At 57.2% G+C, this 26271-nt stretch carries 23 protein-coding genes and 1 tRNA gene; 12 read left to right on the plus strand and 12 right to left on the minus strand.

Annotated elements, in window-relative coordinates:
* Positions 1-12: 12 nt before the first annotated feature.
* The 9 genes from J1G37_RS20095 (at position 13) to J1G37_RS20135 (ending at position 9211) form a co-directional block, all read left to right on the plus strand.
* Positions 13-651 (plus strand): TetR/AcrR family transcriptional regulator, encoded by a 639-nt coding sequence (locus J1G37_RS20095; RefSeq protein WP_207044883.1) that lies wholly within the window; start codon positions 13-15, stop codon positions 649-651.
* Positions 652-784: 133 nt separating this feature from the next.
* The gene (locus J1G37_RS20100) at positions 785-2647 is read left to right on the plus strand and encodes a DUF3857 and transglutaminase domain-containing protein (RefSeq protein ID WP_207044886.1); all 1863 of its coding nucleotides are present in this window, start codon (positions 785-787) and stop codon (positions 2645-2647) included.
* Between the two features lie 101 nt (positions 2648-2748).
* Positions 2749-2988 carry a hypothetical protein gene (locus tag J1G37_RS20105; RefSeq protein ID WP_207044888.1) on the plus strand — a complete coding sequence of 80 codons (240 nt, stop codon included), beginning with the start codon at positions 2749-2751 and terminating at the stop codon, positions 2986-2988.
* A gap of 512 nt (positions 2989-3500) precedes the next feature.
* Positions 3501-3896, plus strand: coding sequence for a ParB N-terminal domain-containing protein (locus J1G37_RS20110; protein ID WP_207044891.1), 396 nt, complete (start codon positions 3501-3503; stop codon positions 3894-3896).
* A 163-nt stretch (positions 3897-4059) separates the two neighbouring features.
* Positions 4060-5178: a cysteine synthase family protein gene (locus tag J1G37_RS20115; RefSeq protein ID WP_207044894.1), complete on the plus strand. Its 1119-nt coding sequence runs from the start codon at positions 4060-4062 to the stop codon at positions 5176-5178.
* 4 nt (positions 5179-5182) lie between these two features.
* The gene (locus tag J1G37_RS20120) at positions 5183-6352 is read left to right on the plus strand and encodes an MFS transporter (RefSeq protein WP_207044896.1); all 1170 of its coding nucleotides are present in this window, start codon (positions 5183-5185) and stop codon (positions 6350-6352) included.
* 2 nt (positions 6353-6354) lie between these two features.
* On the plus strand, positions 6355-7257 hold the full coding sequence (locus tag J1G37_RS20125; protein ID WP_207044899.1) for a hypothetical protein: 903 nt from the start codon (positions 6355-6357) through the stop codon (positions 7255-7257).
* Positions 7247-7981, plus strand: coding sequence for a hypothetical protein (locus J1G37_RS20130; RefSeq protein WP_207044902.1), 735 nt, complete (start codon positions 7247-7249; stop codon positions 7979-7981). The genes J1G37_RS20125 and J1G37_RS20130 overlap by 11 nt, the downstream gene beginning before the upstream one ends.
* Before the next feature lie 15 nt (positions 7982-7996).
* Positions 7997-9211 carry an ATP-grasp domain-containing protein gene (locus J1G37_RS20135; protein WP_207044905.1) on the plus strand — a complete coding sequence of 405 codons (1215 nt, stop codon included), beginning with the start codon at positions 7997-7999 and terminating at the stop codon, positions 9209-9211.
* 236 nt (positions 9212-9447) lie between these two features.
* Here the strand turns inward: J1G37_RS20135 and J1G37_RS20140 are convergent.
* Both J1G37_RS20140 and J1G37_RS20145 read right to left on the minus strand, forming a co-directional pair.
* Positions 9448-9523: transfer RNA gene (locus J1G37_RS20140), tRNA-Asn, on the minus strand.
* Positions 9524-9573: 50 nt separating this feature from the next.
* The gene (locus tag J1G37_RS20145; protein WP_207044908.1) at positions 9574-10470 is read right to left on the minus strand and encodes a LysR family transcriptional regulator; all 897 of its coding nucleotides are present in this window, start codon (positions 10468-10470) and stop codon (positions 9574-9576) included.
* A gap of 101 nt (positions 10471-10571) precedes the next feature.
* Between J1G37_RS20145 and lldD the strand changes: the two genes are divergently transcribed.
* Both lldD and J1G37_RS20155 read left to right on the plus strand, forming a co-directional pair.
* Complete coding sequence (gene lldD, locus J1G37_RS20150; RefSeq protein ID WP_207044910.1) at positions 10572-11708, plus strand: FMN-dependent L-lactate dehydrogenase LldD; 1137 nt, start codon at positions 10572-10574, stop codon at positions 11706-11708.
* 291 nt (positions 11709-11999) lie between these two features.
* On the plus strand, positions 12000-12926 hold the full coding sequence (locus tag J1G37_RS20155; protein ID WP_124525796.1) for a GGDEF domain-containing protein: 927 nt from the start codon (positions 12000-12002) through the stop codon (positions 12924-12926).
* Between the two features lie 21 nt (positions 12927-12947).
* Here J1G37_RS20155 and J1G37_RS20160 read toward each other — a convergent pair whose 3' ends face one another.
* The 7 genes from J1G37_RS20160 to J1G37_RS20190 all read right to left on the minus strand — a co-directional run bounded on the left by J1G37_RS20160 (position 12948) and on the right by J1G37_RS20190 (position 20623).
* A complete protein-coding gene (locus tag J1G37_RS20160; protein WP_207044914.1) occupies positions 12948-13748 on the minus strand; it encodes an iron-containing redox enzyme family protein in 801 nt (266 codons plus the stop codon).
* A 45-nt stretch (positions 13749-13793) separates the two neighbouring features.
* Positions 13794-16256, minus strand: coding sequence for an EAL domain-containing protein (locus J1G37_RS20165; RefSeq protein WP_207044917.1), 2463 nt, complete (start codon positions 16254-16256; stop codon positions 13794-13796).
* Between the two features lie 71 nt (positions 16257-16327).
* Complete coding sequence (locus J1G37_RS20170; RefSeq protein ID WP_207044920.1) at positions 16328-18130, minus strand: ABC transporter ATP-binding protein; 1803 nt, start codon at positions 18128-18130, stop codon at positions 16328-16330.
* Positions 18123-18725, minus strand: a complete 603-nt coding sequence (locus J1G37_RS20175; protein ID WP_207045012.1) for a DsbA family protein — start codon at positions 18723-18725, stop codon at positions 18123-18125. The genes J1G37_RS20170 and J1G37_RS20175 overlap by 8 nt, the downstream gene beginning before the upstream one ends.
* Positions 18726-18761: 36 nt before the next feature.
* Complete coding sequence (locus tag J1G37_RS20180) at positions 18762-19703, minus strand: rhodanese-related sulfurtransferase (protein ID WP_124525801.1); 942 nt, start codon at positions 19701-19703, stop codon at positions 18762-18764.
* Positions 19704-19804: 101 nt separating this feature from the next.
* Entirely contained in the window at positions 19805-20098 is a 294-nt protein-coding gene (locus J1G37_RS20185) for a BolA family protein (RefSeq protein WP_200431301.1), read from the minus strand.
* Between the two features lie 6 nt (positions 20099-20104).
* Positions 20105-20623 carry a DUF2059 domain-containing protein gene (locus J1G37_RS20190; RefSeq protein WP_124525803.1) on the minus strand — a complete coding sequence of 173 codons (519 nt, stop codon included), beginning with the start codon at positions 20621-20623 and terminating at the stop codon, positions 20105-20107.
* Positions 20624-20805: 182 nt separating this feature from the next.
* Here J1G37_RS20190 and J1G37_RS20195 point away from each other — a divergent pair, with 182 nt between their 5' ends.
* On the plus strand, positions 20806-22188 hold the full coding sequence (locus J1G37_RS20195) for a class II fumarate hydratase (protein ID WP_207044922.1): 1383 nt from the start codon (positions 20806-20808) through the stop codon (positions 22186-22188).
* On the opposite strand, the gene J1G37_RS20200 is transcribed toward J1G37_RS20195, so the two are convergent.
* The 3 genes from J1G37_RS20200 to pap form a co-directional block, all read right to left on the minus strand.
* The gene (locus tag J1G37_RS20200; protein WP_207044924.1) at positions 22185-23141 is read right to left on the minus strand and encodes a DMT family transporter; all 957 of its coding nucleotides are present in this window, start codon (positions 23139-23141) and stop codon (positions 22185-22187) included. The two genes, J1G37_RS20195 and J1G37_RS20200, sit on opposite strands and share 4 nt — an antisense overlap.
* A gap of 207 nt (positions 23142-23348) precedes the next feature.
* Positions 23349-24533: a thiolase family protein gene (locus J1G37_RS20205; protein ID WP_207044926.1), complete on the minus strand. Its 1185-nt coding sequence runs from the start codon at positions 24531-24533 to the stop codon at positions 23349-23351.
* A 91-nt stretch (positions 24534-24624) separates the two neighbouring features.
* Positions 24625-26142 carry a polyphosphate:AMP phosphotransferase gene (gene pap, locus J1G37_RS20210; protein WP_207044928.1) on the minus strand — a complete coding sequence of 506 codons (1518 nt, stop codon included), beginning with the start codon at positions 26140-26142 and terminating at the stop codon, positions 24625-24627.
* Between the last annotated feature and the right edge of the window lie 129 nt (positions 26143-26271).

The raw sequence follows: 26271 nt of genomic DNA on the forward strand, positions 1-26271 counted from the left end.
CGGAGACCGCAAATGGCACAAATGGGCCGCCCCCGTAACTTCGACCGCGACCACGCCGTGGAACAGGCCATGCACCTGTTCTGGCAACACGGTTACGACGCCACTTCCCTCGCCCAGCTCAAGGCTGGCCTGGGTGGTGGCATCTCCGCGCCGAGTTTTTACGCCGCGTTCGGCTCCAAGGAAGCCTTGTTCGACGAATGCGTGCAGCGCTACCTGGCGACCTACGCCCAAGTCACCGAATGCCTGTGGGACGAAACCCTGCTACCGCGCCAAGCCATCGAGACCGCATTGCGCCAGTCGGCGCGCATGCAGTGTGAAGACGGGCATCCCAAGGGCTGCATGGTGGCGCTTGGCGTCATGACTGCACCAAGCCCCGAGAATGCGCGGGTGGCGGATGCGCTGACGCAATCCCGGGTGCGCACGCGGGCGGGAATAGTGACCTGTGTTGAGCGTGCGATCCGCGACGGGCAATTGCCCGATATGCCGAGCGGCGCAGCGATGGCGGCGGTGTTCGACAGCTTTTTGCAGGGCGTTTCGATCCTGACGCGCGATAACGTGCCCCATGCCGTCATTGACGCGGCGATTACCCAACTGCTGTTGACCTGGGACGTCGCAGCCGCGGTTGTAGCGCCACGCATCAAGCAGTCCTGATGGGCTGACAACCCGTAAAAAACCAGCAGGCCCTTTGCCACCCCTATATAGTAACGCTTCGCATTAAGCGGATTACCCAAGGAGCGCGCGCCCTCTTATCAGACGGCACGCGTCACCGTTCAGAAGGATCTTTATGCAAGGCTTTACTCTCTTCCCGGCACGCCTGTTCGGCGCGCTGGCCGTGGTCGTTTGCGGGCTGTTCACTGCACAGGTGCAGGCCGACGACACCGACCACTCGCTCACCATTGAAAAAAACACCCAGTCTTATGTGGTCAACGCCGATGGCAGCTTTGTGCTCGACGTGGAAATGATCGCCAAGGTCAATGAAGAGCGCGCAATCAAATTGCACGCCCAGCGCCCCCTGGCCTTCAACCGTACGCTGGAAACCCTGAAGGTAGTCGAGGCCTACACCCAGAAAGCCAACGGCCGTAAAATCCGCGTGCAACCCAAACAGATCAAGGAACAGCAGGAGCAGGCTTCGGCGGATGCGCCGATGTTCCAGGATTCGCGGGTCAAAGTCGTGATCTTCCCGGATGTGGCCGTGGGCGACCGCCTGGTCTTGCGTTATCAGCGCCAGCGCAACAAGCCGTTGTTTCCCAAGCAGTTCGAAGACATGAACGCGCCGGATTTCTACCACACCGAGCAAACCAGCTTTTCCTACGATATGCCGGCGAACCTGCCGCTGTACGCGGACGCCAAAGGCTACAAGGCATCCACGCCTGCAGCGGCGCCCGGGCGCAAGATCTATCGCTGGGACCTACAACCCACCGAGAAATCCCGCATAGAAAACGGCGCTGTTGCCTACACCGACTACGGGCAATTCATGGCCGTATCGACGTTCGCAGACTACAAGCAATTTGCCCAAGCCTACGCGGCCCGGGCCCAGGTTGAAGTGACGCCAGCCATCACACAACTGGCCAAGGAGCTCACCGCCCAACTCGACACGCCCCGCAGCAAAGCCCTCGCGCTAAGTGACTGGGTGCGCAAGAACATTCGCTACGTCGCCGTGTACGTCGGCGCCGGCGGCGTGGTGCCACACCCGGCGCAGGCCGTGCTGGACAACCGTTACGGCGACTGCAAAGACCATGTCGCCCTGCTCGAAGCCCTGCTCAAGGCCGTAGCCATCGAAAGCTCGCCCGCCCTGATCAACTTCGGCAATGCCTATGCCCTGCCAACCGTGCCGACACTGGGGCTGCTCAACCATGCCATCACCTACGTGCCAAGCCTGGACCTGTACCTGGACTCCACCGCCACACCGCTTGCGGCCGGCTACCTGCCGATCCCGGAACTGGGCAAACCGGTGCTGCTGACCCAGACCGGGGTACTGGAACGCACGCCGATCAGCCAACTGAACAAGGTCGATAACACGCTGACATTCAACGTCGCCGACAGTGGTGCCGCCGACTTCAACAACAGCTCCACCGTGGAAGGCTGGGGCGCTGAGTTCAATCGCTTCGTGTTCAAATCGATGCCCCCAGCCGACATGAAACAACTGACGCAGCAAATCCTCAGCATGTACGGCCAGTCCGGTGGTGGCGAGGTCGAAAGCGACTCGCTGGAAGGCAACGCGCCGACCTTCAAGTCCGTGATCAAGGGCCACACCGACAACCTGGTCAATCTCCCTGGACCCACCGGCGTACCGACCCTCTCCAGCCTCGCCGGCGGCATCTCCCAGAACGTGTTTGCGTTTATGGCCGAGAAGGAACGCACCCAGAACTTCACGTGCCTCTCAGGGGAAATCTCGGAGCAGGCGCGCTTCGACTTCCCCAAGACGGTAAACATTCTGGCAGTACCCAAGGCGGTATCACTCAAGCAAGGCGGCTTCGATTACCAGGCCACCTACGCCCAGGATGGCAACGGCGTGGTGGTCACCCGCCACTACCAGTTCAACCACACCGACGCGCAATGCAGCCCGCAGGACTTCATCGCGATGAAGCCGGCGATTGAAGGGATGGTGAATGATCTGAAAAGTCATGTGATTGTGCAAACACTGTAGGAAAGGTTACAGCCCCTGCCTAAGTGATGCTTAACAGTGAGGGGATCGGCGTCACCGGTTGCACGTTCAGGCGCCGGGGTCGCCCAGTCACGATCATTGAGATGGATATCAAATTGATCGATACCCTACGCGCCTCGCGCGAGGGCCACCATTTCCACGAAGCCTGGGCTGCGCGCCTAGCCCTGACATTGCTGGTCCCAAAGGGTGGCTTGATTGGCATTGCCGTCGAGAGACTATCACCCGTCGATCAAGCGGGCGACGACGATGCCACAGCCAAAATCGCTGACTGCGAAAGCACGGCAGCCATATTTAATATTTCAATAATATTGAATTACCTGTAGACATGGAACGTTAATTTGAAGACATTTAATCTCTGATATATAGCACCTGACATGGACGTCGGAAAATGACCGCATCAACTATAAATTCTCTCTCCCAGCTTCATATCCCCTTACGAGGAAACAGATCTTGTTTGCCTCTCCTTCTTTGCAGCAAGAAGGCTTCGTTGCCTTATTTACGCGCCATAAATTCTTAGCAGCGACTTGTCTCGCTTTTGCTTTGTAATATCTTAGCGGATCCGAAACACGCAACTTTTCCGCGCAGGCGACTTATTTCCACACACATCAACACTTTTAAATCTATTGCAGTCATGGTTATTTCATGGCGTGAAATCCAATTGACAGATGGGTAGCATAGGACGCTAAGAGAGAAGCGTCTGTCGATACCCAGTATCACTCTCTGCTCCAAGCCAAAGCCAGTTGAGGTAGGCCTGAGAATATCCATCGCACTGACACATGTGCGAAAGGCTCGTAAAAATTATTTACAATGGATGCTAGCGAAAGGAGATCATGGAATGATTGTTACAGATGTAAAACTCGTGGATATACATTTTTTACGCCCGCATGAAGGCATCGACGAAGCTAACCTCACATCGCTTACAGAGAAGATCCATAAAAATGGCGCCTGGGATACTCCTATAATCATTGACAAGGAAAGTGGGATAATTATGGATGGGCATCATCGCTATAATTTCGCTCTTACGTCAGGTTTGTCCCGAGTTCCATGTTATGAGATGTCATACTCGTCAGAAAAGGTAAGGGTCTATGACTGGAAAACCGGCCTCCCTTTTGCATACCAACAAATCTTCAAATCTGTCGAGTCTGGAAAAATCTTTCCTCCTAAAACCACTCGCCACGATTTTTCTGAACAATTTGCCACCGTGAACATCGAACTAACTCGGCTTTATTAGGCATCGGCTGACGCAGAAAGGAAGGCGTAATGACCACTGCCCGAGCGCAACAACTTAGCAACTATAAATACTTACCATAAATAATCAGGTCATTCGACACTATGATTATTGAACCGTCTAGACTTTAAAAACCCCGAAGCATATGGAAATCACGAGGTGTTTTATGTCGTTTGCTAAAAAGAACATTATTGATGGACTAACCGTTACTCCGCTCGTCACACTCTCAAAAATCAACAAAGCAATGGGTACAAACGTCATTGTCAAACTGGAAAAAAACAACCCTGGTGGAAGCATCAAGGATAGAGCCGCTGCTTACATTATCGAGGAGGCCGAGAAAAAGGGCCAACTCAAGCCTGGCGGCACGATCATTGAATCGTCTTCAGGTAACTTTGCAATCAGCCTGGCTATGATCGGTGCGGTGAGTGGATATCGGGTTATTGCACTTGTAGACCCTAAGGCCACCGAAACCAATAAAGCACTCATGAAAGCCTACGGCGCTGAGGTCATTACTGTAACGGAAAAAGACGATACCGGCTCTTATCATAAAACCAGAATCAAATTAGCCAATGAATTATCAAGGGAAATCCCTGGCAGCTATCGACCTGACCAGTGTTTTAATGTCCTCAGTTCGTTAGCGCATTACCACTCAACTGCAAAAGAGATCCATGAACAAACTTACGGGCAAATCGGAGGCGTGGTGTGCGCCGTCAGTACAGGAGGCCAGATTGGAGGCATATCCGAGTACTTCAACGAGTGCCTTCCTGACGTCAAGGTTACCTGTGTGGACGCATATGGTTCCGCCGTATTCGGCGGGCCATGCCATGCTTATAAAATCCCTGGAGTTGGACTTGGCTGGACACCAAGGAACATAAACGACGTTTCAAAAATCGATTACTTCTATCGTGCAAAAGACGAGTCCTCCTACATGGCTGCCCGCCTACTGTGCCGCCATGAAGGGATTTTGGTCGGCGTCTCCTCGGGTGCCGTTCTTCTGGCAGCACTTAGTTTATCTTTACGCATCGGGAGCCATAAACCTGTTGTGGCCATTCTGGGCGATAGCGGGGAAAGATATTTGGATACTCTTTACAATGACGCCTGGCTTAAAGACAATAACATTGATACAGGGCTTGAACTTCATAAATTACAGGCGCTCGTTGAAACCATGGACAGCCCTGTAGAATCACCTGATATAGAGAGCAATTACAGGGATGATTTGATCAGCATCCTGGAAGTCCCTGACACGACGATCACTCACTTTAACATGCTGGAAGGCCGACATTGAACACATGAACAATCATATTGTCTTCGCCGTGAGCTTTATCCTGTCCTTTGTTAACTTTATGATTTTCTACAGCTACCCTTTCAAGCTAGAGGAACTAGGCATAGAAAATGGGGTGGTCGGGTTAATTGTGGGAGGCGCGACTGTCCTTACCCTGATAATGAGGCTCGTGTCAGGTGTACTCATAGATCGCATTAGACCGAGATGGGCATTATTTATTACTGCGCTTCTATACTGTGGCTCTTTACTTCTCATAAATTTTAACTGGGCCTCATCGGTTATCATGGGGCGGTTGGCGCAGGGGGCTCTCTTGGGAGGGATGTCTACACTACTCATGTATTATTCAATTGCATTCAGTAATAATGCAGTTGAGAAATCAAAAAACGTTTCAATGATCACGTTTTTCAACGTTCTACCTACGTGCCTTGCACCATTTGTAGCGCTTAAAATCACCCAGACCTGGGGTGGGGGGAGCGTTGCACTGGCCGCATTAGTGCTATTTCTGACCTGCCTGCTGTTTACATTTTTGTTGGATATTCAACAGGCCTATGTTGGCGTGCCATCAGCCGCTGACAGCACCCTACCAGCAAAAGGAATAGCACATGTCATTGCAGACCCAAACATAAGAACAGCAATTATAATATTGGCACTGGTATACGTTATAAGCGGAACCACGGTTACTTTTTTGCCATTCTTTCTTATTAAAAAAGGCATGAAAGATCCCTCTTGGTATTTTCTAGCGTTCACCATCTGCATGATGTTACCTAGACTTTTGTTGAATAAATATCTACCAAAGGACAGCCGATTCCCAACGCAAATTCTAACGGTTTGCGTGGCTTCTGCCATATTCGGAACGCTTTCGAATTACCTGTTGGCAGGCAACAGTCTTGTGTACATCGGGGCAGTTTGTTGTGGAGTGGCTCTTGGGCTTATCTACCCTGCAGTCATGTCATACGTTGTCTGTAGCGTAGATCAGCCGCTGATGGGAACCTCATCCTCCGTCGTTGCTGCCTCTGCAGATATTGGTGTTATTGCTGCTAATGTTGGCTTGGGCATTGCCAGTGTTGCCTTCGGTGAAGACACTGCGATGATATTGCCAATTTGTACATCCTGTATAGCCTTAGCATTTATTGCCTCCAGGGTTTGGGCGCAGAATTCCATTCAAAGGGAAGCTTAACTATGAAAACTGTTGTATTTTTGTCCGACTACGAAGACGAAATTGAATATCAAGCGGTATTTGAAATCCTCTCGAAATGGGACATCAGAGGCATTACAGCTAAGCCACGTGAAGTCTGCATAACAAATGGAGCCGAAGGGTCTTCTTTTCTTTTTCGCGGCGCCCCCCTGCTACCAGACCTCGTGGTCGGGTACGCGTATGAAGATGATTTGATTACAGCCATGAAGTTAATGAAATTATGGCAGATGATGGGCGTTACAGTCCTAAACGATGGCGAAACACTATTTTGCGGGCAAAACAAGGATTTATCTTCGGCAATGCTTAATAGCAACGCAGAAGTGCGGCACTTGCCATATTATAAATTCCTCGAATTACCTTCGGAAAAAACACTTCATTCTATTGGCTTTCCATTGGTTGCCAAACCTGTGAACGGCGCCTGCGGCCGTGGATTATTTAAGCTTGATTCATATGCAGAATTTTGCGATTGGTTCAAGGAGCATGAACACCTTATAAAGGACTACTATGTTCAGCCCTACATTCAAAAGAAAAACAACGAAGACTTTAGAGTTGTAGTTGTTAACCATGTCGCTAAATATGCATACTCGCGACGTGGTGCAAACGGCAGCTGGATTACTAATCTCATGAAGGACGGTACTGGCAAGACGTTCACTATTGACACATTGCCTCAGGAGCTTGTTCTGATGGCGGAGAAAAGCTCTATCGCAGCGAAGTCACTGTTTTGTGGTGTTGATATAGCGATGGACACGTCAGGAGCCCCTTTCATCATTGAAATAAATACCTGCCCCGCGATTAAAATTAGTCGATATATTCCAGGCGCCGATACGCTTGTTGAACAAGCATACGCCGAGTTTATTCGCCAAGTGTTGATTGATCATGACATTTGAGACTTTTCAAAGTAACCCGGAACGTGATGCAATCATGCACGCCCTTATCACAGGGTGGGCTAAATCTCGGGGAGGATCGCATGTTTCGGTCACGCACGGGAGTGGAATATCTCATTGCATCTTTAAATACCCTATAGGCAAAAGAGCCCGTGACAGAGAGACATTTTGTTGGGGAGGGCTTGAACTTGTCGACTCTGTTACTGAATTTCACCAGAGCAAACATCATTTCCTGAGTGTTTTCGCTGTTGACGTTAAAACCCATGAGCGCCTCCTGAAGAATGGATATGATATCGTTGCACGGGAAACGCATATGTATAAGCCGATCTCGAAGAATGCGCCCTCCCCTTGCGGTGCGGTCAATCGAGTACTCAGCCAGGAGGAGGCTGACTGGTATAACGTTCAAAAAGGATCGACATTTATCCAGCCTGAGCATATTGCTGATCCGGACGTATACGACTTTTATACCCGTGAACGGGGCATTATGACATCCCATGCGAGAGCGATTCGTGTCGGAACTTTCTTGGTTGTTGATGACGTTCAAACACACCCGGACTTTCGCAGAAAAGGACTTGCCTCCGATTTACTGGCAACCATCACTTCTGTCGCTCAACAGAACCAAATGTGCGCGCTAACCCTTATTTCAAGCGATGAGGGGCTACCGTTATATTCCCGTGACAATTATGAAAAAGGTCTTTCTCTAACCGTTTACAGCTCATCGCATTAACAGAAGGAGACAGTGATGAATATCATAGCACTTGAAGCATTAACTTTTGGCCTCGGCCGCTTGGCTGAGGCCTCACAAAAACATGGCTGTTCGCTCACGCTTTTCACACGTGACAAAACAGTATATGACTATGAGCTATCCTTGCTCGACGAGCGTAATATCAAGGTTGTTGAAATCGACACATTCGATGATCATGCCGTCATTGAAATGATCAGAAATGAGAAGGACGTCGTCGCATTACTCAGCTCAACGGACACTTGGAGTTTGCACTGCCTTGACGTGAGTAAAAGTCTAGGATTACCCACTCAGAACGCAGAGGCAGTCCGAATAGCCCGAGACAAATACCAGCTGCGTAATCGCCTCTATGAAGCTGGCCTGTCTTCTGCCAAAAGCCAGTTGGTGGATCCTGGAAAATTTGATAATGAGTCAGTCAATAAAAACATCAGCTATCCGTGCATAGTTAAAGATACTGCTGGAACTGGCAGCCAGAACGTATGGATCGCTTATAACAAGGAGGACCTGCTAAAAACTCTTGATAAGGCTGCTCAAGAAGTCCTTCGTGGCCAGATCGCCATTGAACCCTTCTTTTCGGGTACGCTCTATAGTCTTGAAACGCTTAGTTGGAAGGGTGAGACACGTGTAATTGCGTTGACGAGCCGGATCACCTCTCAAGAACCTTATTTCCGTGAGGAGGCTTTCTCATCACCTGTCACTATCAACCCTTTGATAAGCGCTGCGCTGGAGAGATGGATTGATAATGTCCTGAGAAGTATCGGATATGGTAATGGCTTTGCGCATACGGAGTTCATGATAACCGACACGGGTTTTGAGGTAATCGAAATCAATCCTCGCCTGGGCGGCGTGCAAATCGGTGAGGCGCTGTGTCAATCTTTTGATATTAATATTTATGAAGCTTGGATTGAGATGGCGCTGAATAAAAGACCCGCTCTTATGGATGCACCACTTAATATTCACAAGGGGATTGGCCAGTTAATTATTTATGCCACGAAAACGGGCGAGTTTTCCCATATCGAAGGACTCGACAGATTGAGTGCTCATCCCGGAAGCCCACGCTTTTATCCAACAGCTTACCGTGGAAAGTCAATAAGCACCGTTGTCGACCAACGAGCCAGTATCGGAATACTTTTGGCTGAAGGTGAAACTTCAGAAATTGCGTTGCTTAATGTATTCGCAGCAAGGAACAAAATACGAGTCGTTATGAAGAGTTAAAATCCGATTTCAGACCATGTAGAAACTCAGACTTAATCTGACAGTTATGGAGTTTGCGGTCGTGACTGTCAGGTCAAATTCACAAGATCTACCTGCAACTGCTCGATGCTTTGGTAGGCGAGGTTTATGCCTCGATCTCAGCATACGGCTTCATGCTGTTCACGCTGTGCGCTTCGATCACCCCGGCCAAATCCAAGGCAAAAAAAAGCCTGCATCTCTGCAGGCTTTTCTCTATCTGGCTCCACGACCTGGACTCGAACCAGGGACCCAATGATTAACAGTCATTTGCTCTACCAACTGAGCTATCGCGGAATTCGCCGTATGTTACTGATTAAAAAGAAGAAGTCAAGCTTCTTAAGCCATTAGAGCGGATGAGCGGTCAGAAGGGCCTGCTCTTTGGCCAAATCCAGCCAGGCCCGCGCTGCTGGCGGCAGGTGGGCGCTGGCGCGCCAGGCCAGGGCGATGTGCCAGTCGGTGTGGGGCTCGTCGAGGGGGATCAAGGCGATGCCATCGTGTTGATGCTTGTAGGCCAGCATGCGCGGCAGGAAGGCGACGCCCAGGCCTGCGGAGACCAAATCGACGATAAAGTCGATCTGCCCGCTGCGGGCGGCGACGCGTGGGGTCACGCCTTTGCGCTCGCAGGCGGCGAGGATCTTGGCATTCAGGGCGAAGCCGGCCTCGAACAGGATGAACGGTGAATCGGAAAGGTCAGTGAAATCGATGCGTGTGCGTTGCGCCAGCGGGTGGCCCACGGGCAACACGGCCATCAAGGGTTCGTTTCGCACCGGCTGGTAATCAAAGCCTTCATCCACCGGTAACAGCAGGGCCGCCAGGTCCACCTCCCCCGCCTCCAGGCATTCGCGCAGTTTTTTGCTGCCGTATTCGGTGAGCTCTATCTCGATGTCCGGGTAGCGGCGGCGGTAGGTCGCAAACATCGCGGCGAACAGCACGCCGCAACCGACCGGGGGCAAGCCGATGCGCAGCACGCCACGCTTGAGGCCGCGCAAGTCGTTGATCTCGGCCAGCAGATCGTTGTGTTCGGCGAGCAACACCAGGGCGCGGCGGTAGGTCATTTCACCGGCGGCGGTCAGTTCGTTGCGGTGCCCAAGACGATTGAGCAGCGGCATGCCCAGTTCGTCTTCCAAGGTCTTGACCGCCTTGCTGACCGTGGATTGGGTCAGGGACACCACCTCAGCCGCCTGGGAAAAACCGCCCTGGCGCACCACTTCGACAAAGGTACGCAGCGTTCTGAGGTTCATCGGTATTCCTTTAGCGACTGGGTGCTAGTTGAAAAAGTTGTTTTTATCATGCCAGAGCTTTGCTTATCGTGAACCCCCTTTTACCTGTGGAGTTCAGGCTGATGATTATTTCGTCCGCTTCCGATTACCGTGAAGCCGCCCGACGCAAGCTGCCGCGCTTTCTGTTCGATTACATCGACGGTGGCGCCAACGCTGAGCACACGATGCGCGCCAACGGTTCGGACCTGGCAAATATCAGCCTGCGTCAACGCATCCTGCGCAATGTCGACAACCTGAGCCTCAAGACCACGCTGTTTGGCCAGGAGCTGGCGTTGCCGGTGATCCTCAGCCCGGTGGGCCTGACGGGCATGTATGCGCGTCGCGGCGAAGTGCAAGCGGCCAAGGCGGCGGCAAACAAGGGGATTCCCTTCTGCCTGTCCACGGTGTCGGTGTGCCCGATTGAAGAGGTCGCAGCGCAAAGCCCGCAGGCGATCTGGTTCCAACTCTATGTGCTCAAGGACCGCGGCTTCATGCGCAACGCCCTGGAGCGGGCGCAAGCCGCCGGGGTCACCACGCTGGTGTTCACCGTGGACATGCCCACCCCTGGGTCACGCTACCGGGATGCGCACTCGGGCATGTCCGGCCCCTTCGCCGCCTCGCGGCGCATGCTGCAGGCAGTGACCAAGCCGCAATGGGCGGTGGATGTGGGGTTGCTGGGCCGCCCCCATGACTTGGGCAACATCTCCAAGTACCTGGGCAAACCCACCCATCTGGAAGACTACATCGGCTGGCTGGCCAACAATTTCGACCCATCGATCAGCTGGAACGACTTGGAGTGGATCCGCGATTTCTGGAAGGGCCCGATGATCATCAAGGGCATCCTCGACCCGCAGGACGCCAAGGACGCCGTGAGTTTCGGCGCGGATGGCATCGTGGTCTCCAACCATGGCGGCCGGCAACTGGACGGCGTGCTGTCCACCGCCAAGGCGTTGCCGCCGATTGCCGCGGCCGTCGGTGATGACCTGACCGTATTGGTGGACTCGGGCGTGCGCTCCGGGCTCGACGTGGTACGCATGCTCGCCCTTGGGGCCAAGGCGTGCCTGCTGGGGCGTTCTACTGTCTACGCACTGGCCGCCGACGGCCAGCACGGGGTGGAGAACCTGCTGGATATCTTCGCCAAGGAAATGCGCGTAGCCATGACACTGACCGGCGTGACCTCGATCGATCAGATCGACCACACGACGTTGGTGGGTCAGTAGCCAAATAACCGGCGCCACTCTTTAAATCTGCACTGAAGTGCCAAATACAGCTGATTGATTTAAAAGGAGTTTTATAAAAATAAAACATTTGGCATGAATATCGCTCTAACGTTCTTCAAGCAGGTTAGGCGATGACAAGACGTGTGGCAGTGCCCAGGGGTTATAACCCTCTGCAAAGCGGTTTAAACTGTTTCCCAATGTTTTACAGAACTGAGGGAACAGTACAACGCATGGCACTCGCCACTCTTATCGAGCCTGTAAGACAGTTAAGTGCTTAGAGGCTGATCGTTTATGAAAACACCGACCCAGACCCACGCCATCGACTTCGACAGTGCCAAGTTGCAACGCCTGGGTTTTGGTCAACCGTCCGTTCTGGCACGCCGCCCCACCACGGTCGCCCAGCTGCGCCAGCAGTTGAGCATGCACTTGCAGACCAGCCTGGAGCCCGAACGCATCCTCGGCCTGTTCTTCCGCGAGATCCAGCGCCTGGTGCCCCTCGACGCTCTCCAGTACCGCCACGAAGCCAGCGACCTGCGCCTGGAGTTCGGCCATCGCGGCCATCATTCGGTGAGCTACGCGTTGAGCCATGAAGGTGAGCACCTGGGTGAGCTGGTGTTCCGCCGCAACCAGCGCTTGCAGGAAGAAGAACTGAGCCAGCTCGAATCCCTGCTGGCCACCCTGCTCTACCCGATGCGCAACGCCTTGCTCTATCGCGCAGCCACCCGCAGCGCCCTGCTCGATCCCCTGACGGAAACCGGTAACCGCATTGCCATGGACCAGACCCTGCAACGGGAAATCGACATGGCACGCCGGCACCTGACCCCGCTGTCATTGCTGATGCTGGACATCGATCACTTCAAGGTCATCAACGATACCCACGGCCATACCGCCGGCGACAGCGTGCTGCGCGCCGTGGCCCAGGCCATCAAGAACCAGCTGCGCAACGTCGATATGGTGTTCAGGTTTGGCGGGGAAGAGTTTCTGATCCTGCTGTCCAACACTGGCCGGGATGCGGCAGCGATGGTCGGCGAGCGCCTACGCCAGGCGACACAAGCCCAGGATTATTGGGCGGATGGGGAAAGAATCGAATTGACCGTCAGCCTTGGCTGCTCGACCCTGCTCGCCGCAGAATCGGCCGAAAGCCTGTTGCGCCGGGCCGACAGCGCCTTGTACGTAGCCAAGCGCGAAGGCCGCAACCGCTTGGCAATGGCGGGGTAAACCCCGCCATCACGGGTCACATCACGCTTCGCTGGCGACGCGCACCTGGCGCTCACGCACCGCCGCTGGCGCTTTCTCTTTCTCCAGGCGCATGCAGCTTTCCAGGAACAGGTACATGTAGTCGTAGCTCTTGCACACCGCCTGGCGCAGCTCTGCCTGCAAGGCCTTGGTCGGGTTCATGCCGGCCAGGGTGCAGATGATTTCCAGCGCTTCCCACGGGTGGGCGTCATCGTACTGGGCATGCATCTTCAGCCACTTCATGGCGCGCTTGCGCTCTTCCTCGGGGAAGGCGGCCGCGTAGACACCGGTAGAACACACCACGGCAGACCACTCCCCGGTCGCCCCCTCAATGGCGTAGTTGGTCGCGGCCACGGCCACGATCAGCGAGTCGGCGGAGCTGGTGTGCCAGCACCAGTGGCTCAAGGCGTGCAGTTCCGGCGGGACGTTCTGCGCCTGCAACTCCTCGAGGCTGACGCCATGGGCACGGGCCCAATGCACCCAATAATCGGCGTGGTTCAACTCCACGCGAATATTGCGCATCAGCCAACGCCGCGCCATATCCTCCCCAGGATGGCGGGCAAACTTGGTCTTGGTGAGGTTCTGTGCCATGTACAAGGCAAACTGTTCAACAACGGGCCAGCCACCGATCAGGTAGTGACGCATGGTCTTGGCGCTGAGCGTGTTATCGCGCATGCGCTGGTACAGTTCGTGTTCGACAACGCGACGCTTGCTCTCGCTACAGTCCTGGATCAATTGCTGCGCCCAGGCGGGGTAACTCGAGGCTTCCATTAGCGGGCCGGTTCTGTTGAATGTGTCGATCACTATAAGGCTCCTTTTTAAGTGTGATAGTACAGACCAGCAGAGGTTTCAGCGGAATGTGCCGGGCGCCTTGAACAGCAAAGGCTGCGGCCGCACAGGTCGACACTGCAAGCTGTCAAAGGTAAACAATTGCGGGCGCTCGATCAGATAGCCCTGAGCGTAGTCCACACCTATCTCAAGTAGAGCCTGTTCGATATGCGGTGTTTCAACAAATTCGGCAATTGTGCGCTTACCCATGACGTGGCCGATGTGGTTGATCACTTCGACCATGGCGCGGTTAATCGGGTCGTCCAGCATATCCTTTACGAAACTTCCATCGATCTTCAGGAAGTCTACAGGTAAATGTTTGAGATAAGCGAATGAGGACATTCCGGCACAAAAGTCGTCGAGCGAGAAGTGACAACCTAACGCTTTGAGTTCATTAATAAAGCGAATAGCGCTGCCCAGATTGGCAATAGCGCTGGTTTCGGTTATTTCAAAACAGATCATCGCTGGCGGAATACTGTAAGCCGCGAATTTCTCACGTAAAAAGCCGAGAAAGTCGTCATCGCCAATCGTAATGCCTGACAGGTTGATCGCACACATCGCCATCGGCCGCCCCGGACGCTCGCGCATGCAGTTGGCGATGATCTTGAACACGTTCTCCACCACCCAACGGTCCAGCGACGTCATCAGGCCGTAACGCTCAGCGGCCGGAATAAAGCTGTCGGGCAGAATAATGCGGCCCGCCTCATCGTGCAGGCGCAGGAGGATTTCAACATCGCCAGTGCCCCCATCGGTATGCCCCAGGGGTGAGATTTCCTGGGCGTACAGGCAAAAGCGGTTTTCTTCCAGGGCCATATGCAGGCGTTGCACCCAAGCCATCTCGCCAAAACGCAGGGACAGCTCCGAGTCATCGGCATGGTAGACCTGCACCCGGTTACGCCCCTTCTCCTTGGCCATGTAGCAGGCCATGTCCGCCGCCCGCAGCGAGGTCTCCAGGGTGGTCGGCACGTGCGAAATATGCACCAGGCCAATGCTCACGGTGGTCATGAACGGCCGGCCCTTCCACACAAAATGCAGGCTTTGCACGGTATGGCGCAGGCTCTCGGCGATTTTTTCCGCCACGGGCGCCGGGCAGTTTTCCAACAGGATGCCGAACTCATCGCCCCCCAGCCTGGCCAACGTGTCGCCTTCGCGCAGGTCCGATTGCAGCAGCGCACAGATATGCCGCAGCAATTCATCACCGGCCGCATGCCCGCAGGTGTCGTTGACCAGCTTGAATTGGTCCAGGTCGAGGAACATCAACGCGTGCCGTGGGTTTTGCTGACGGCCAACGTGGTGCAACACCTGCTCCAGGCGGAACTCGAACTCACGGCGGTTGGCCAGGCCAGTCAAGGCGTCGTGGGTGGCCTGCCATGAAAGGTTGGCGATGTACTGGCGTTCCTGCGTCATGTCGTGCAGCACCAGCACCGCACCGCTGACCTTGCCGGCGCTGCGGATCGGTGCGCCGACCAGCGTCACCGAGACCGTGCTGCCGTCCAGGCGCTGGATCAGCTTGGAATGCTCGCTGCCGCCACTGAGCTGGCCCTTGATGATGTGTTCGATCAGGGTAAAACCATCGGGCTCGGCGTTTTCATCGAGCAGATTGAACAGCGCAGCCAGGGGCAGGCCTTGGGCCTGGGCCGACTTCCAGTGGGTCAACGCCTCGGCTGCCGGGTTCATGTAGGCGATGGCGCCGTCAACGTCGGTGGTGATCACGCCATCGCCAATCGACTCCAGCGTAATCTGCGCCCGCTCTTTTTCCGCCTGCAACGCGTCGGCGAACGCATGGCGCTGGGTCAGCAGTTTGCGCGTGCGCAACAGCGCCAGCGCGATCAGGCCCAAGGCGGTGGCCAGGTTGGTGGTCAACAGCAGCCGCAGGATCATCCGCGAGCCTTCGCCCAAGGCATCGCTGAAAGCCTTGGCGGCCGGGGTCACGCCGTCATTGATCGCAATGATGCGCGCCTTCCATTGCCGCACGTCATTGGCGCTGACGTGATCGGAGCGGATCGAGCGGTGCATCTCCTGGGCCAGGTCATCCAGTTGCACCAGGTAACCGTCGCCCACGGTCCACAGTTCGATGGCTTTTTCCAGGTAGCTGAAATGGCGGAAGTTGAGGTACAGCCAGATCAGGCTGGAGACATCGTCGGGGTGGTTGCCGCCCTTGAGGATGCCCTGGCGGGCCGCGGCGATATCCGGGGTGGAGTGGTCGAGGGCGATGCGCAACTCATGCCCGCCCTGGGGCACGGCGATGGCCTGCTGGTACTTGAGGAACGTGGCTTCGTCGCGGTTATCGGCGTAGAGGGTCAGGTAGTAGATGGCGTCCTTCTGGCCCTTGGACCACAAGCTTTCGCCTGCTACGTAGCCGCGCACTGCTGAAAGCACGTAGAGACTGACGCAGCCCAACAATGCCTGGAACAGCACGACGGCGATAAAGGGCCACACAATGCCCAACAGCCGAGGCGTTCCGAGAGTCCGCTTTTGCTTCATGAAGTCCCTTGCACATGCACTGCTTGATACGCACGCGAACATCCGCTTCCGTTAGCACAGCCCAGTTCAAATCAACGTACTTGTTGCAAATGCCCATAGAGCTTGGCGTACAACCCACCCTCGGCAATCAGCTGCTGATGGTCGCCGTCCTCGGCAATGTGACCGCCGTCAAACACTAAAACTCGATCTGCCTGCTTAACCGCCGACAAGCGGTGGGCGATGATCAGTGTAGTACGCCCACTGAGAAACCGCGCCAGCGCCTGGTGCAGGTTGTACTCGGTGGCCGCATCGAGGGCCGAGGTCGCCTCATCGAGGATCACCACTTTCGGCTCCGCCAACACCATGCGCGCAATCGCCAGGCGTTGCCGCTGCCCACCGGAAAAACGCACCCCGGAACGCCCCACCACACTGTCCAAACCCATCGGCAGAGCCTTGACGGTAGCATCCAGCTGGGCAATTTCCAGTGCCTGCCAGCAGGCTTGATCGCTGCGGGTACGGCCCATGGTCAGGTTGGCGCGCACGGTGTCGTTGAACAAGGCCGGGTGTTGCAGCACCACGGCGACGTTCTCGCGAATCGTCTCCAGGCCGATTTCCTGCTGGGTTGCACCGCCAAAACGGATGCTGCCGGCCTGCGGCGTGTAAAGCCCGAGCAACAGTTGCACCAGGGTACTTTTGCCGCCACCGCTGGCACCGACAATCGCGACCTTCTCCCCCGGCGCAATGGCCAGGTTCAACTGGTCGAGCACCAGGTCTTCGCCATAGCCGAAATCCAGGCCGCGTACTTCGATGCCGACGGTTTCATGCCCGGTGAACGGGTCTTCACCCCCGGCGTATTGTGGCTCGTCGGCCCGCGCCAGCAGCTCGTTGATCCGCGTCAGCGCACCGCCCGCCGCGTAGTAGGCGTATTGCAGGTTGAGCAGCTGTTCCACCGGGCCGATCATGAACCACAGGTAGCTGAACACCGCGAGCATCTGGCCGATGGACAGGTCGGAAAACAACACCGTGAGCATTGCCGCCGCACGGAAGATGTCGATGCCGAACTGGAACAGCAAGCCGCTGGCACGGCTGGAGGCGTCGGTTTTCCATTGCGAATGGATCGCGTAGTCACGCACTTCCTGGGCTCGCTGGCCCAGGCGCCCGAGGAAAAAGCCCTGGCGGTTGCCCGCGCGCACTTCCTGGATGGCATCGAGGGTTTCGGTCAGCGCCTGGGTAAACCGCGAGGTGCTGTCGTTCTCCAGCTTCTTCAGGTGTTTGACGCGCTTGCCCAACTGCACGGTGGCGTAGATCACCAACGGGTTGAACAACAGGATCAGCAGCGCCAACTGCCAATGCATCCACACCAGGATCGCCGAGGTGCCGACCAGGGTGAGCATGGCCACCAGGAAGCGGCTGAGGGTTTCGCCGACGAACTTGTCGAGGGTGTCCAGGTCGGTGACCAGGTGCGTGGTGACCGTGCCGCTGCCCAGGCTTTCGTATTCACCGAGGGAAATACGCTTGAGCCGTTCGATCAAGCGCACCCGGATGCGATACACGATGTCCTTGGCCAGCCGCGCAAACAGCCGGGCCTGCACCACGTTGAACACCAGTGCGCCGCAGCGCAGGCACAAGGTCACCAACAGCATCAGGCCGATATACCCAGCGGCTTTCTGCCAACCCAGCGGCAGCGCGTGGTTCATCACCTTCAGCGCGGCATCGCCATGGCCCAGCAGTACTTCGTCCACCAGCAAGGGCAATAACAGCGGAATGGGCACGCTGCACAGCGTCGCCAGCACGGCAACGCCATTGGCGATCCACAGGGATTTCTTGTGACGCAGGGCCAGGCGGCGAATTTCCGCCCAGGTCAGTCGATCAGTGCGTTGAGCGGGTTCATGCACAGGCTGCTCGCTCCAGCCATCGACCCAACAGCGGCGAGAGCTCCGACAGCGGCTGATAACCGTTGGTCAGCAAGGCCAGTTGACCATTGCGCTCAGCCAGCAGCGTCGGGAAACCGGCGATGCCCAAGTCCTGCACCCAGGTGAAATCGGCGGCGGTCGCGGCGTGCTGCTCGGCACGGTCGAACGCGCCGGCAAACTCGATACGCGGGATGCCCGCCTGCTCGGCCAGCTCCACCAGCACGCTGGCGACGGTCACGTCGCGGCCCTCGACATAAAACGCGCGCTGGATCAGCCCCAGCAAGGTCCACGCACAATCCGGCGCCAGGCTGCGCGCGGTGACAATGGCGCGGCACGCAGGCTCGGTGTCGTAGACAAAACCGTCGGGCAGCGCGCCTTCGCGCTTGAACGGCTGGCCGGTGGCGTCGGTGACGGCCTGCCAGTGTTCAAGGATATAGCGTCGAGTCGTCGGCTCCAGTGCCGCACCGCTGCCAGTGCGCAAACCGCCCACCACCAGGTGCACGTCCACACCGCCAGCGCGGGCCTGCTCCACCAGCGCTTCGGCCACCGGGGCAAACCCCCAGCACCAGGAACACATCGGGTCCATTACATAGAGCAGGCGCGCGGACATGGCTCAGGCCTCGGAAGGTGATTGCTTATAGTTGAAGCCAATCGGGTGCGGCATATTGCGGGCCTTGGCCAGTTCAATCTGCTTCTGCCGGTCGATTGCGCTACGGCGGGTCTTCTCCGGCAGCTTATCCCAGCAATGTGGACAGCTGATGCCAGCGGCGTAGTGTTCGGATGCGCGGTCTTCGGCGCTGATCGGTGTGCGGCAGGCATGACATTGATCGTAGTCGCCTTCACTCAAGTCGTGGCGCACGGTCACGCGATTGTCGAAAACAAAGCAGTCGCCCTGCCACTTGGTTTCTTCCTGCGGCACCTCTTCGAGGTACTTCAGGATGCCGCCCTTGAGGTGGTAGACCTCATCGAAGCCTTCGCTGAGCATGTAGCTCGACGCTTTTTCGCAACGAATGCCACCGGTGCAGAACATGGCGACTTTCTTGTGCTTGGCCGGGTCGAAGTTGGCTTTGATATAGTCGGGAAATTCGCGAAAACTGGTGGTTTTCGGATCAATCGCCCCTTCAAAGGTGCCGATCGATACTTCGTAGTCGTTGCGGGTGTCGATCAACAGCACTTCCGGGTCGCTGATCAACGCGTTCCAATCCTGCGGATCAACGTAGGTGCCGACTTTTTTGTTGGGATCGACGCCTTCGACGCCCAGGGTCACGATTTCTTTCTTCAGCTTGACCTTGGTGCGGTAGAACGGCTGGTCGTCGCAATACGACTCTTTGTGGTCGATATCGACCATGCGTGGGTCGTTCTTCAGCCAGGCCATCAGGCCATCAATGCCTTCGCGGCTACCGGAAACGGTGCCGTTGATGCCTTCTTCGGCGATCAGCAAGGTGCCTTTGATGCCGTTATCGACCATCGCCTGCAGCAGGGGCTCGCGCAGGGCGACGTAATCTTCGAGGGTGACGAACTTATACAGTGCCGCCACGACAATCGGTTGAGTCATGGGTGTTCTCTCCAGGTGGCTACCCTCGTAAAGGGTGAACCGGATGCAAAAAAAACGCGCCGGCTAAGCGGCGCGTTGCGGATTCTATCAGGGATAACCCGTCAATGTCCGCCAGCGCAGGTCGGCGAGGCCGGGGCTGCGTCGATTTTCGCCCATTCTTCAGGCGTGTAGGTATGCAGCGCCAGCGCATGAAACTCGCTCATCAGGTCACCCAGGGTGGCGTAGACCGTCTGGTGGCGCTTGACGCGATTAAGCCCTTCGAACTGCGGGCTGACCAGCACGGCCTTGAAGTGGGTCTGCAACCCACGGCTGTGCATGTGGCTTTCGTCCAGCACGCTCAAATGCTGCGGGCTCAAGGCGGCGAGCGCCGTTTCGATACGCTGTTGCATGGTCATTCCTGCTTACTTCTTCTTGGCCGGTGCGGCGGCTTTTGGCGCCAGCTCGTTGGTCATATCGTCCAACAGCTTGTTCACCACCGGCACGGCGCTTTCCAGCTTTTGCTGGGTCATCTGGGCCGATTGCTGGGTCAGTTGCGGCATTTTTTCCAGGACTTTCTTGCCCAGTGGCGACTGGTAGAAGGCAACCAGGTCCTTGAGTTCGGATTCGCTGAAATTGGTGGTGTAGAGCTTGACCATGTCCGGCTTCAGCTTTGGCCAGCCGATCGCCTGGTCCAGGGCAGCGTTGGCCTTGGCCTGGTAGCTGTCCAGTACGGACTGCTTGGCGGCAGGCGCCTTGGTCTGTTCGAAACGCTGGGCGAACATTTGCTGCACTTGCATGTACACCGGGGTACCCAGCTTGTCGGCATGGGCCAGGGTAAGGAAGGCTTCGGCACTGGCGTTGTGGCTGGCGGTATCGGCAAGAACCTGGCCGCTGGCGCAAACCAGAGCAACCGCGGTACAGATGGCACGAAGACGAGTCATCGAGTTTCCTTTTCTAGCAGGCGAGGTAAGACCCCAAGGGCGCCCATTCTGCGCCTAAAAAACCTCGCGGCTCAACCCCGGGGCTTGCCGGGCAAAGATTGACCGATGAAAAGTCTTTCTAGGGAACCCAGCAGGCCAATCACGACCTAAACTGCGCAAACCGCTATCAAGGAGAGTGCCCGATGAGCCGTATCGAAACCGACAGCCTGGGAGAAGTCCAAGTCCCGGATGACGCTTACTGGGGCGCACAGACCCAACGTTCGCTGGTGAATTTCGCCATCGGCGAGCAACGCATGCCCCTGGCGGTATTGCACGCCCTGGCCCTGATCAAAAAGGCCGCCGCGCGGGTCAACAGCCGCAACGGCGACTTGCCCGCCGATATCGCCCGCCTGATCGAACAGGCCGCCAACGAAGTGCTTGCAGGCCAGCATGACGACCAGTTCCCGCTGGTGGTGTGGCAGACCGGCAGCGGCACCCAGAGCAACATGAACGCCAATGAAGTGATTGCCGGCCGCGCCAACGAGCTGTCGGGTAAACCCCGCGGTGGCAAGAGCCCGGTACACCCCAACGACCATGTGAACCGCTCCCAGAGCTCCAACGACTGCTTTCCCACCGCCATGAGCATTGCCGCCGTGCAAGCGGTGCACCAGCGCCTGTTGCCGGCGATTGCCACACTGTCCGGCGGCCTCGCCGAACAGGCAGCGCAGCACATGAAGCTGGTGAAGACCGGCCGCACCCACATGATGGACGCCACGCCGATCACCTTCGGCCAGGAACTCTCGGCGTTTATCGCCCAGCTCGACTACGCCGAACGTGCCGTGCGCAGCGCCTTGCCCGCCGTGTGCGAGCTGGCCCAGGGCGGAACGGCGGTAGGTACCGGGCTGAATGCACCCCATGGCTTTGGCGAGGCGATTGCCTCCGAGCTGGCGGCGTTGTCGGGTTTTCCTTTCGTCACCGCGCCAAACAAGTTCGCCGCCCTCTCCGGCCATGAGCCGCTGGTAACGCTGCACGGCGCGCTGAAAACCCTGGCGGTGGCGCTGATGAAAATCGCCAACGACCTGCGCCTGCTAGGTTCTGGCCCGCGAGCCGGGTTCGCCGAGGTCAAGTTGCCGGCCAACGAGCCCGGCAGTTCGATCATGCCGGGCAAGGTCAACCCGACCCAATGCGAAGCGCTATCGATGCTGGCCTGCCAGGTGTTGGGCAATGACGTGACCATCGGCATCGCCGCCAGCCAGGGGCATTTGCAGTTGAACGTGTACAAGCCGGTGATCATCCACAACTTGCTGGAATCGATCCGCCTGCTTGCCGACGGTTGCAACAACTTCCAGGAACATTGCATCGCCGGGCTTGAGCCCGACGCCACGCAAATGGCCGAGCACCTGGAGCGCGGGCTGATGCTGGTGACGGCGCTCAACCCGCATATCGGCTACGACAAATCCGCCGAGATCGCCAAAAAAGCCTACGCCGAAGGGCTGACGCTGCGTGAAGCAGCGCTGGCGCTGGGCTACCTCACCGATGCCGAGTTCGACCAGTGGGTACGCCCGGAAAACATGCTGGGTGCTTAAGACGCCATGCGTAACCGCCGGGCCTTGAGCCCGGCCATCAACGACGGCGCCAGCGCCACGGTCGCCGACCCCAGCACCACCACCAACGCCCCGGCATAGCCCAGGGCGTTGATGTCTTCGGCCTGCACAAAGTCTGGCCACCACCAGGCTGCCAAGGCCACCGCGACAAAAGTCACCAACGGTGTGAGCGCCAGGGTCGCGCTGACCCGCGAGGCTTCCCAATGCGCCAGTGCCTCGGCAAACGCGCCATAGGCCACCAGCGTATTCATGCAGCAGGCCAGCAACAGCCAGCCTTGCAGCGGGCTCAGGTCCAGGGCTTCCAGCGGATGTGCCCACGGCGTCAGCAGCACCGCGCAACACAGGTAGATCACCATCATCACTTGCAGCGAGTTCCACACCGTCAGCAACTGCTTCTGGCCGAGGGCGTAGAACACCCAAATGGTAGTGGCCAGCAGAATGGTCAGCACGCCAGCGGTGTAAGCGCCAAGGGACGTCAGCAACTCCTCCAACCGCTGATTGAAGAACAAGCCAAAGCCACAGATCAGCACGATCAGGCCGACCACCTGCCCCAGGCTGAAACGCTCCTTGAACACAAACACGCTGGCGATCATCAGAAAGATCGGGCCCATCTGCACCACCAGTTGCGCGGTGCCGGGGCTGAGCATTTTCAGGCCCACCAGGTACAACACATAGTTGCCCACCAGGCCGCACACGGCCATGCCCACCAGCCAGCCGCCCTTGGGCCCCAGCACGTTGAGACGGGGCAAGCGTTTGCTCAGCGCCAGGTAGACGAACAGGCAACCGCCGGCGACGGTCAGGCGAAACCAGGTGACGGTGATCGGGTCCATCACCTGCAGCACCTGCTTGAGTTTGATCGGCAGGATGCCCCAGAGCAGCGCGGTCAACAGGGTCAGGAGAAAACCATAGACCCAGCGGCCGGAAGAGATGTGCATGAGTGCCCCAGAAGCCAGAGGAAGTGGAGCGGGCATTCTAGGTGGACGAAGGGGTACCTTGGCGAGCGATTTTTTCCAGCACACCACAAATCAAATGTGGGAGCTGGCTTGCCTGCGATAGCATCACCTCGGTACATCTGACTCACCGAGGTGTCTGCATCGCAGGCAAGCCAGCTCCCACACTGACCTCATTTTCCCCAGTGGGGTTTAGCGTACCGCTTCGAACAGGCCCGTAGCGCCCATGCCGCCGCCCACACACATGGTGACGATCCCGTAACGCAACTTGCGCCGCTGCAGTTCCCGCACCAAATGCCCCACCTGCCGCGAACCGGTCATGCCGAACGGGTGCCCGATGGAGATCGAGCCACCGTTGACGTTGTACTTCGCGTTATCGATCTCCAGGCGATTACGCGCATACAGGCACTGGGACGCAAACGCTTCATTCAATTCCCACAGGTCAATATCCGCCACCTGCAAGCCCTTGGCCTTGAGCAACTTGGGCACCGAGAACACCGGGCCGATGCCCATCTCGTCCGGCTCACAACCGGCGACGGTAAAGCCACGGAAAAACGCCTTGGGCTTGAGGCCCAGTTCCAGGGCTTTTTCCAGGCTCATCACCAGGGTCATCGAGGCGCCGTCGGACAATTGCGACGAGTTGCCCGCCGTCACCGAACCGTCTTCGGCGAACACCGGCTTCAAGCCCTGCAGGCTGGCCAGGGTGGTGTCCGGGCGGTTGCAGTCGTCGCGATCCACCACCCCGTCAAGGATCTGCACCGCGCCGGTGTTTTTGTCCTCGACCTTGTACTTGACCGCCATCGGCACGATTTCATCGTCGAACAAGCCATCGGCCTGAGCCTGGGCGGTGCGCTGCTGGCTTTGCAGGGCGTACAGGTCCTGTTCTTCGCGGCTGACGCTGTAGCGGCGGGCGACAATTTCGGCGGTCTGCCCCATCGGGAAATAAATACCCGGCACCTGCTCCTTGAGCAGCGGGTTGATCAGGTTGTCGGTGTTGACACTTTTCATGGTCAGGCTGATGGATTCCACACCACCCGCGACAATGATGTCGCTGCACCCCGAGGCAATCTGGTTGGCCGCAATCGCAATCGCCTGCAAGCCCGATGAGCAGAAACGGTTGAGGGTCATGCCGGCCGTGCCGGTGCCCAGTTGCGACAACACCGCCACATTGCGCCCGATGTTGTAGCCTTGGGCGCCTTCGTTGGAGCCAGCGCCGACGATGCAATCCTCCACCGTCGCCGGGTCGATGCCGTTGCGGCTGAGCAGCGCGTTGACGCAATGGGCCGCCATGTCATCCGGGCGAGTCTGGTTGAACTTGCCGCGAAAGGATTTGGCCAGGCCGGTTCGCACGCTGTCGACGATCACTACTTCACGCATGGGCTACCTCGATCTTGTCATGGTTGGGAGATGGATCGAGCATAGATCCAGCTGATTCCAACCGCGACGATCATTCACCCCATAGATAGCCCTACTTCTTCTTGCCTTTCTTATCGTGCTTGTCGGACTTCTCGAACGCCTCCTCCAGCGCCAGGTTGATGGTGCGCAACACCTTGACTCGCGCCCAGCGCTTGTCGTTGGCCTCCACCAACGTCCACGGCGCGATCTCAGTGCTGGTGCGGTCAACCATATCGCCGACCGCCGCACGGTAGTCGTCCCACTTGTCGCGGTTGCGCCAGTCGTCTTCGGTGATCTTGAAGCGCTTGAACGGGATGTCCTCGCGGGCCTGGAAGCGTTCCAGTTGGGTCTGCTTGTCGATGGCCAGCCAGAACTTGACCACAATCACACCGGCGTCGCGCAGCTGTTCTTCGAAATCATTGATCTCGCCATAGGCGCGCATCCAGTCGGCCGGCGTGCAGAAGCCTTCGATACGCTCCACCAGCACGCGACCGTACCAGGAACGGTCGAACACAGTGAACATGCCCCGCGCCGGGATCTTCTGCCAGAAGCGCCACAGGTACGGCTGGGCGCGCTCGTCTTCACTCGGCGCGGCAATCGGCACGATGTGGTACTGACGCGGGTCCAGCGCCGCCGCCACCCGGCGGATCGCACCGCCCTTGCCCGCCGCATCGTTGCCTTCAAACACCGTGACCAGCGCGTGCTTTCGCATGCGCTTGTCGCGCATCAGGCCGGACAAGCGCGCCTGCTCGGTAATCAGTTGTTCTTCGTAATCATCCTTTTCCAGGCGCTGGTTCAGGTCGAGGCTGTCGAGCAGGCTTTTCTTGTCCACCGACGCAATCAGCGGCGCCGGGTTCATCCCGCTGGCCTTGCCCTTGGGTAGCTTCAGGGCATTCTGGATGCCTTCCAGCAGCAGCTTGCCCACGGTAAGGCTGCGGTAGTGCGCATCCACGCCTTCGATCACATGCCACGGCGCATAGTCGCGGCTGGTGCGGCGCAGCACACGCTCGCCAAAATGCACAAACTTGTCGTAGGTCTCGGACTGCTGCCAGTCCAGCGGGCTGATGCGCCAGCTGTGCAACGGGTCGTCGGCCAACGCCTTGAGCCGCGCCTTCATTTGCTTTTTGGAAAGGTGGAACCAGAACTTGAAAATCAGCGCGCCTTCATCGCAGAGCATCTTTTCCAGGCGCTCGGCACCGGCAATGGCCTGGTCCAGGCGCGCGTCCTTGATCTGCCCATGTACGCGGGCTTGCAGCATCTGGCTGTACCAGTTGCCGAAGAACACCCCCATGCGGCCCTTGGCGGGCAACTGGCGCCAGTAACGCCAGGCCGGTGGCCGCGCCAATTCTTCGTCGGTCTGCTGGTCGAAGGTGCGCACTTCGATCAGGCGCGGGTCCATCCATTCATTGAGCAGCTTGACGGTCTCGCCCTTGCCGGCGCCTTCGATGCCGTTGATCAGGATAATCACCGGGAAGCGCTTCTGCTGTTGCAGCTCGTATTGCACTTCCAGCAGGGCCTCGCGCAGGGCGGGCACCTCGGCGTCGTAGGTGTCTTTGTCGATGGCGTGACCGATTTCGGCGGATTCGAACATGGGCAGCTCCGTTTCAAGATGGCTCAAGACTAGCGGATTGGGCCGCAACACGCGGCAGGAAATTCCACCGGCGCTTGCCGTGGGTCAATTCATTCCCCATTGATCGGCTAGAATGGCCGCCTTGCCTTT

Source organism: Pseudomonas sp. Marseille-Q1929 (assembly GCF_017316265.1).
In the GTDB taxonomy this organism is placed as follows: domain Bacteria; phylum Pseudomonadota; class Gammaproteobacteria; order Pseudomonadales; family Pseudomonadaceae; genus Aquipseudomonas.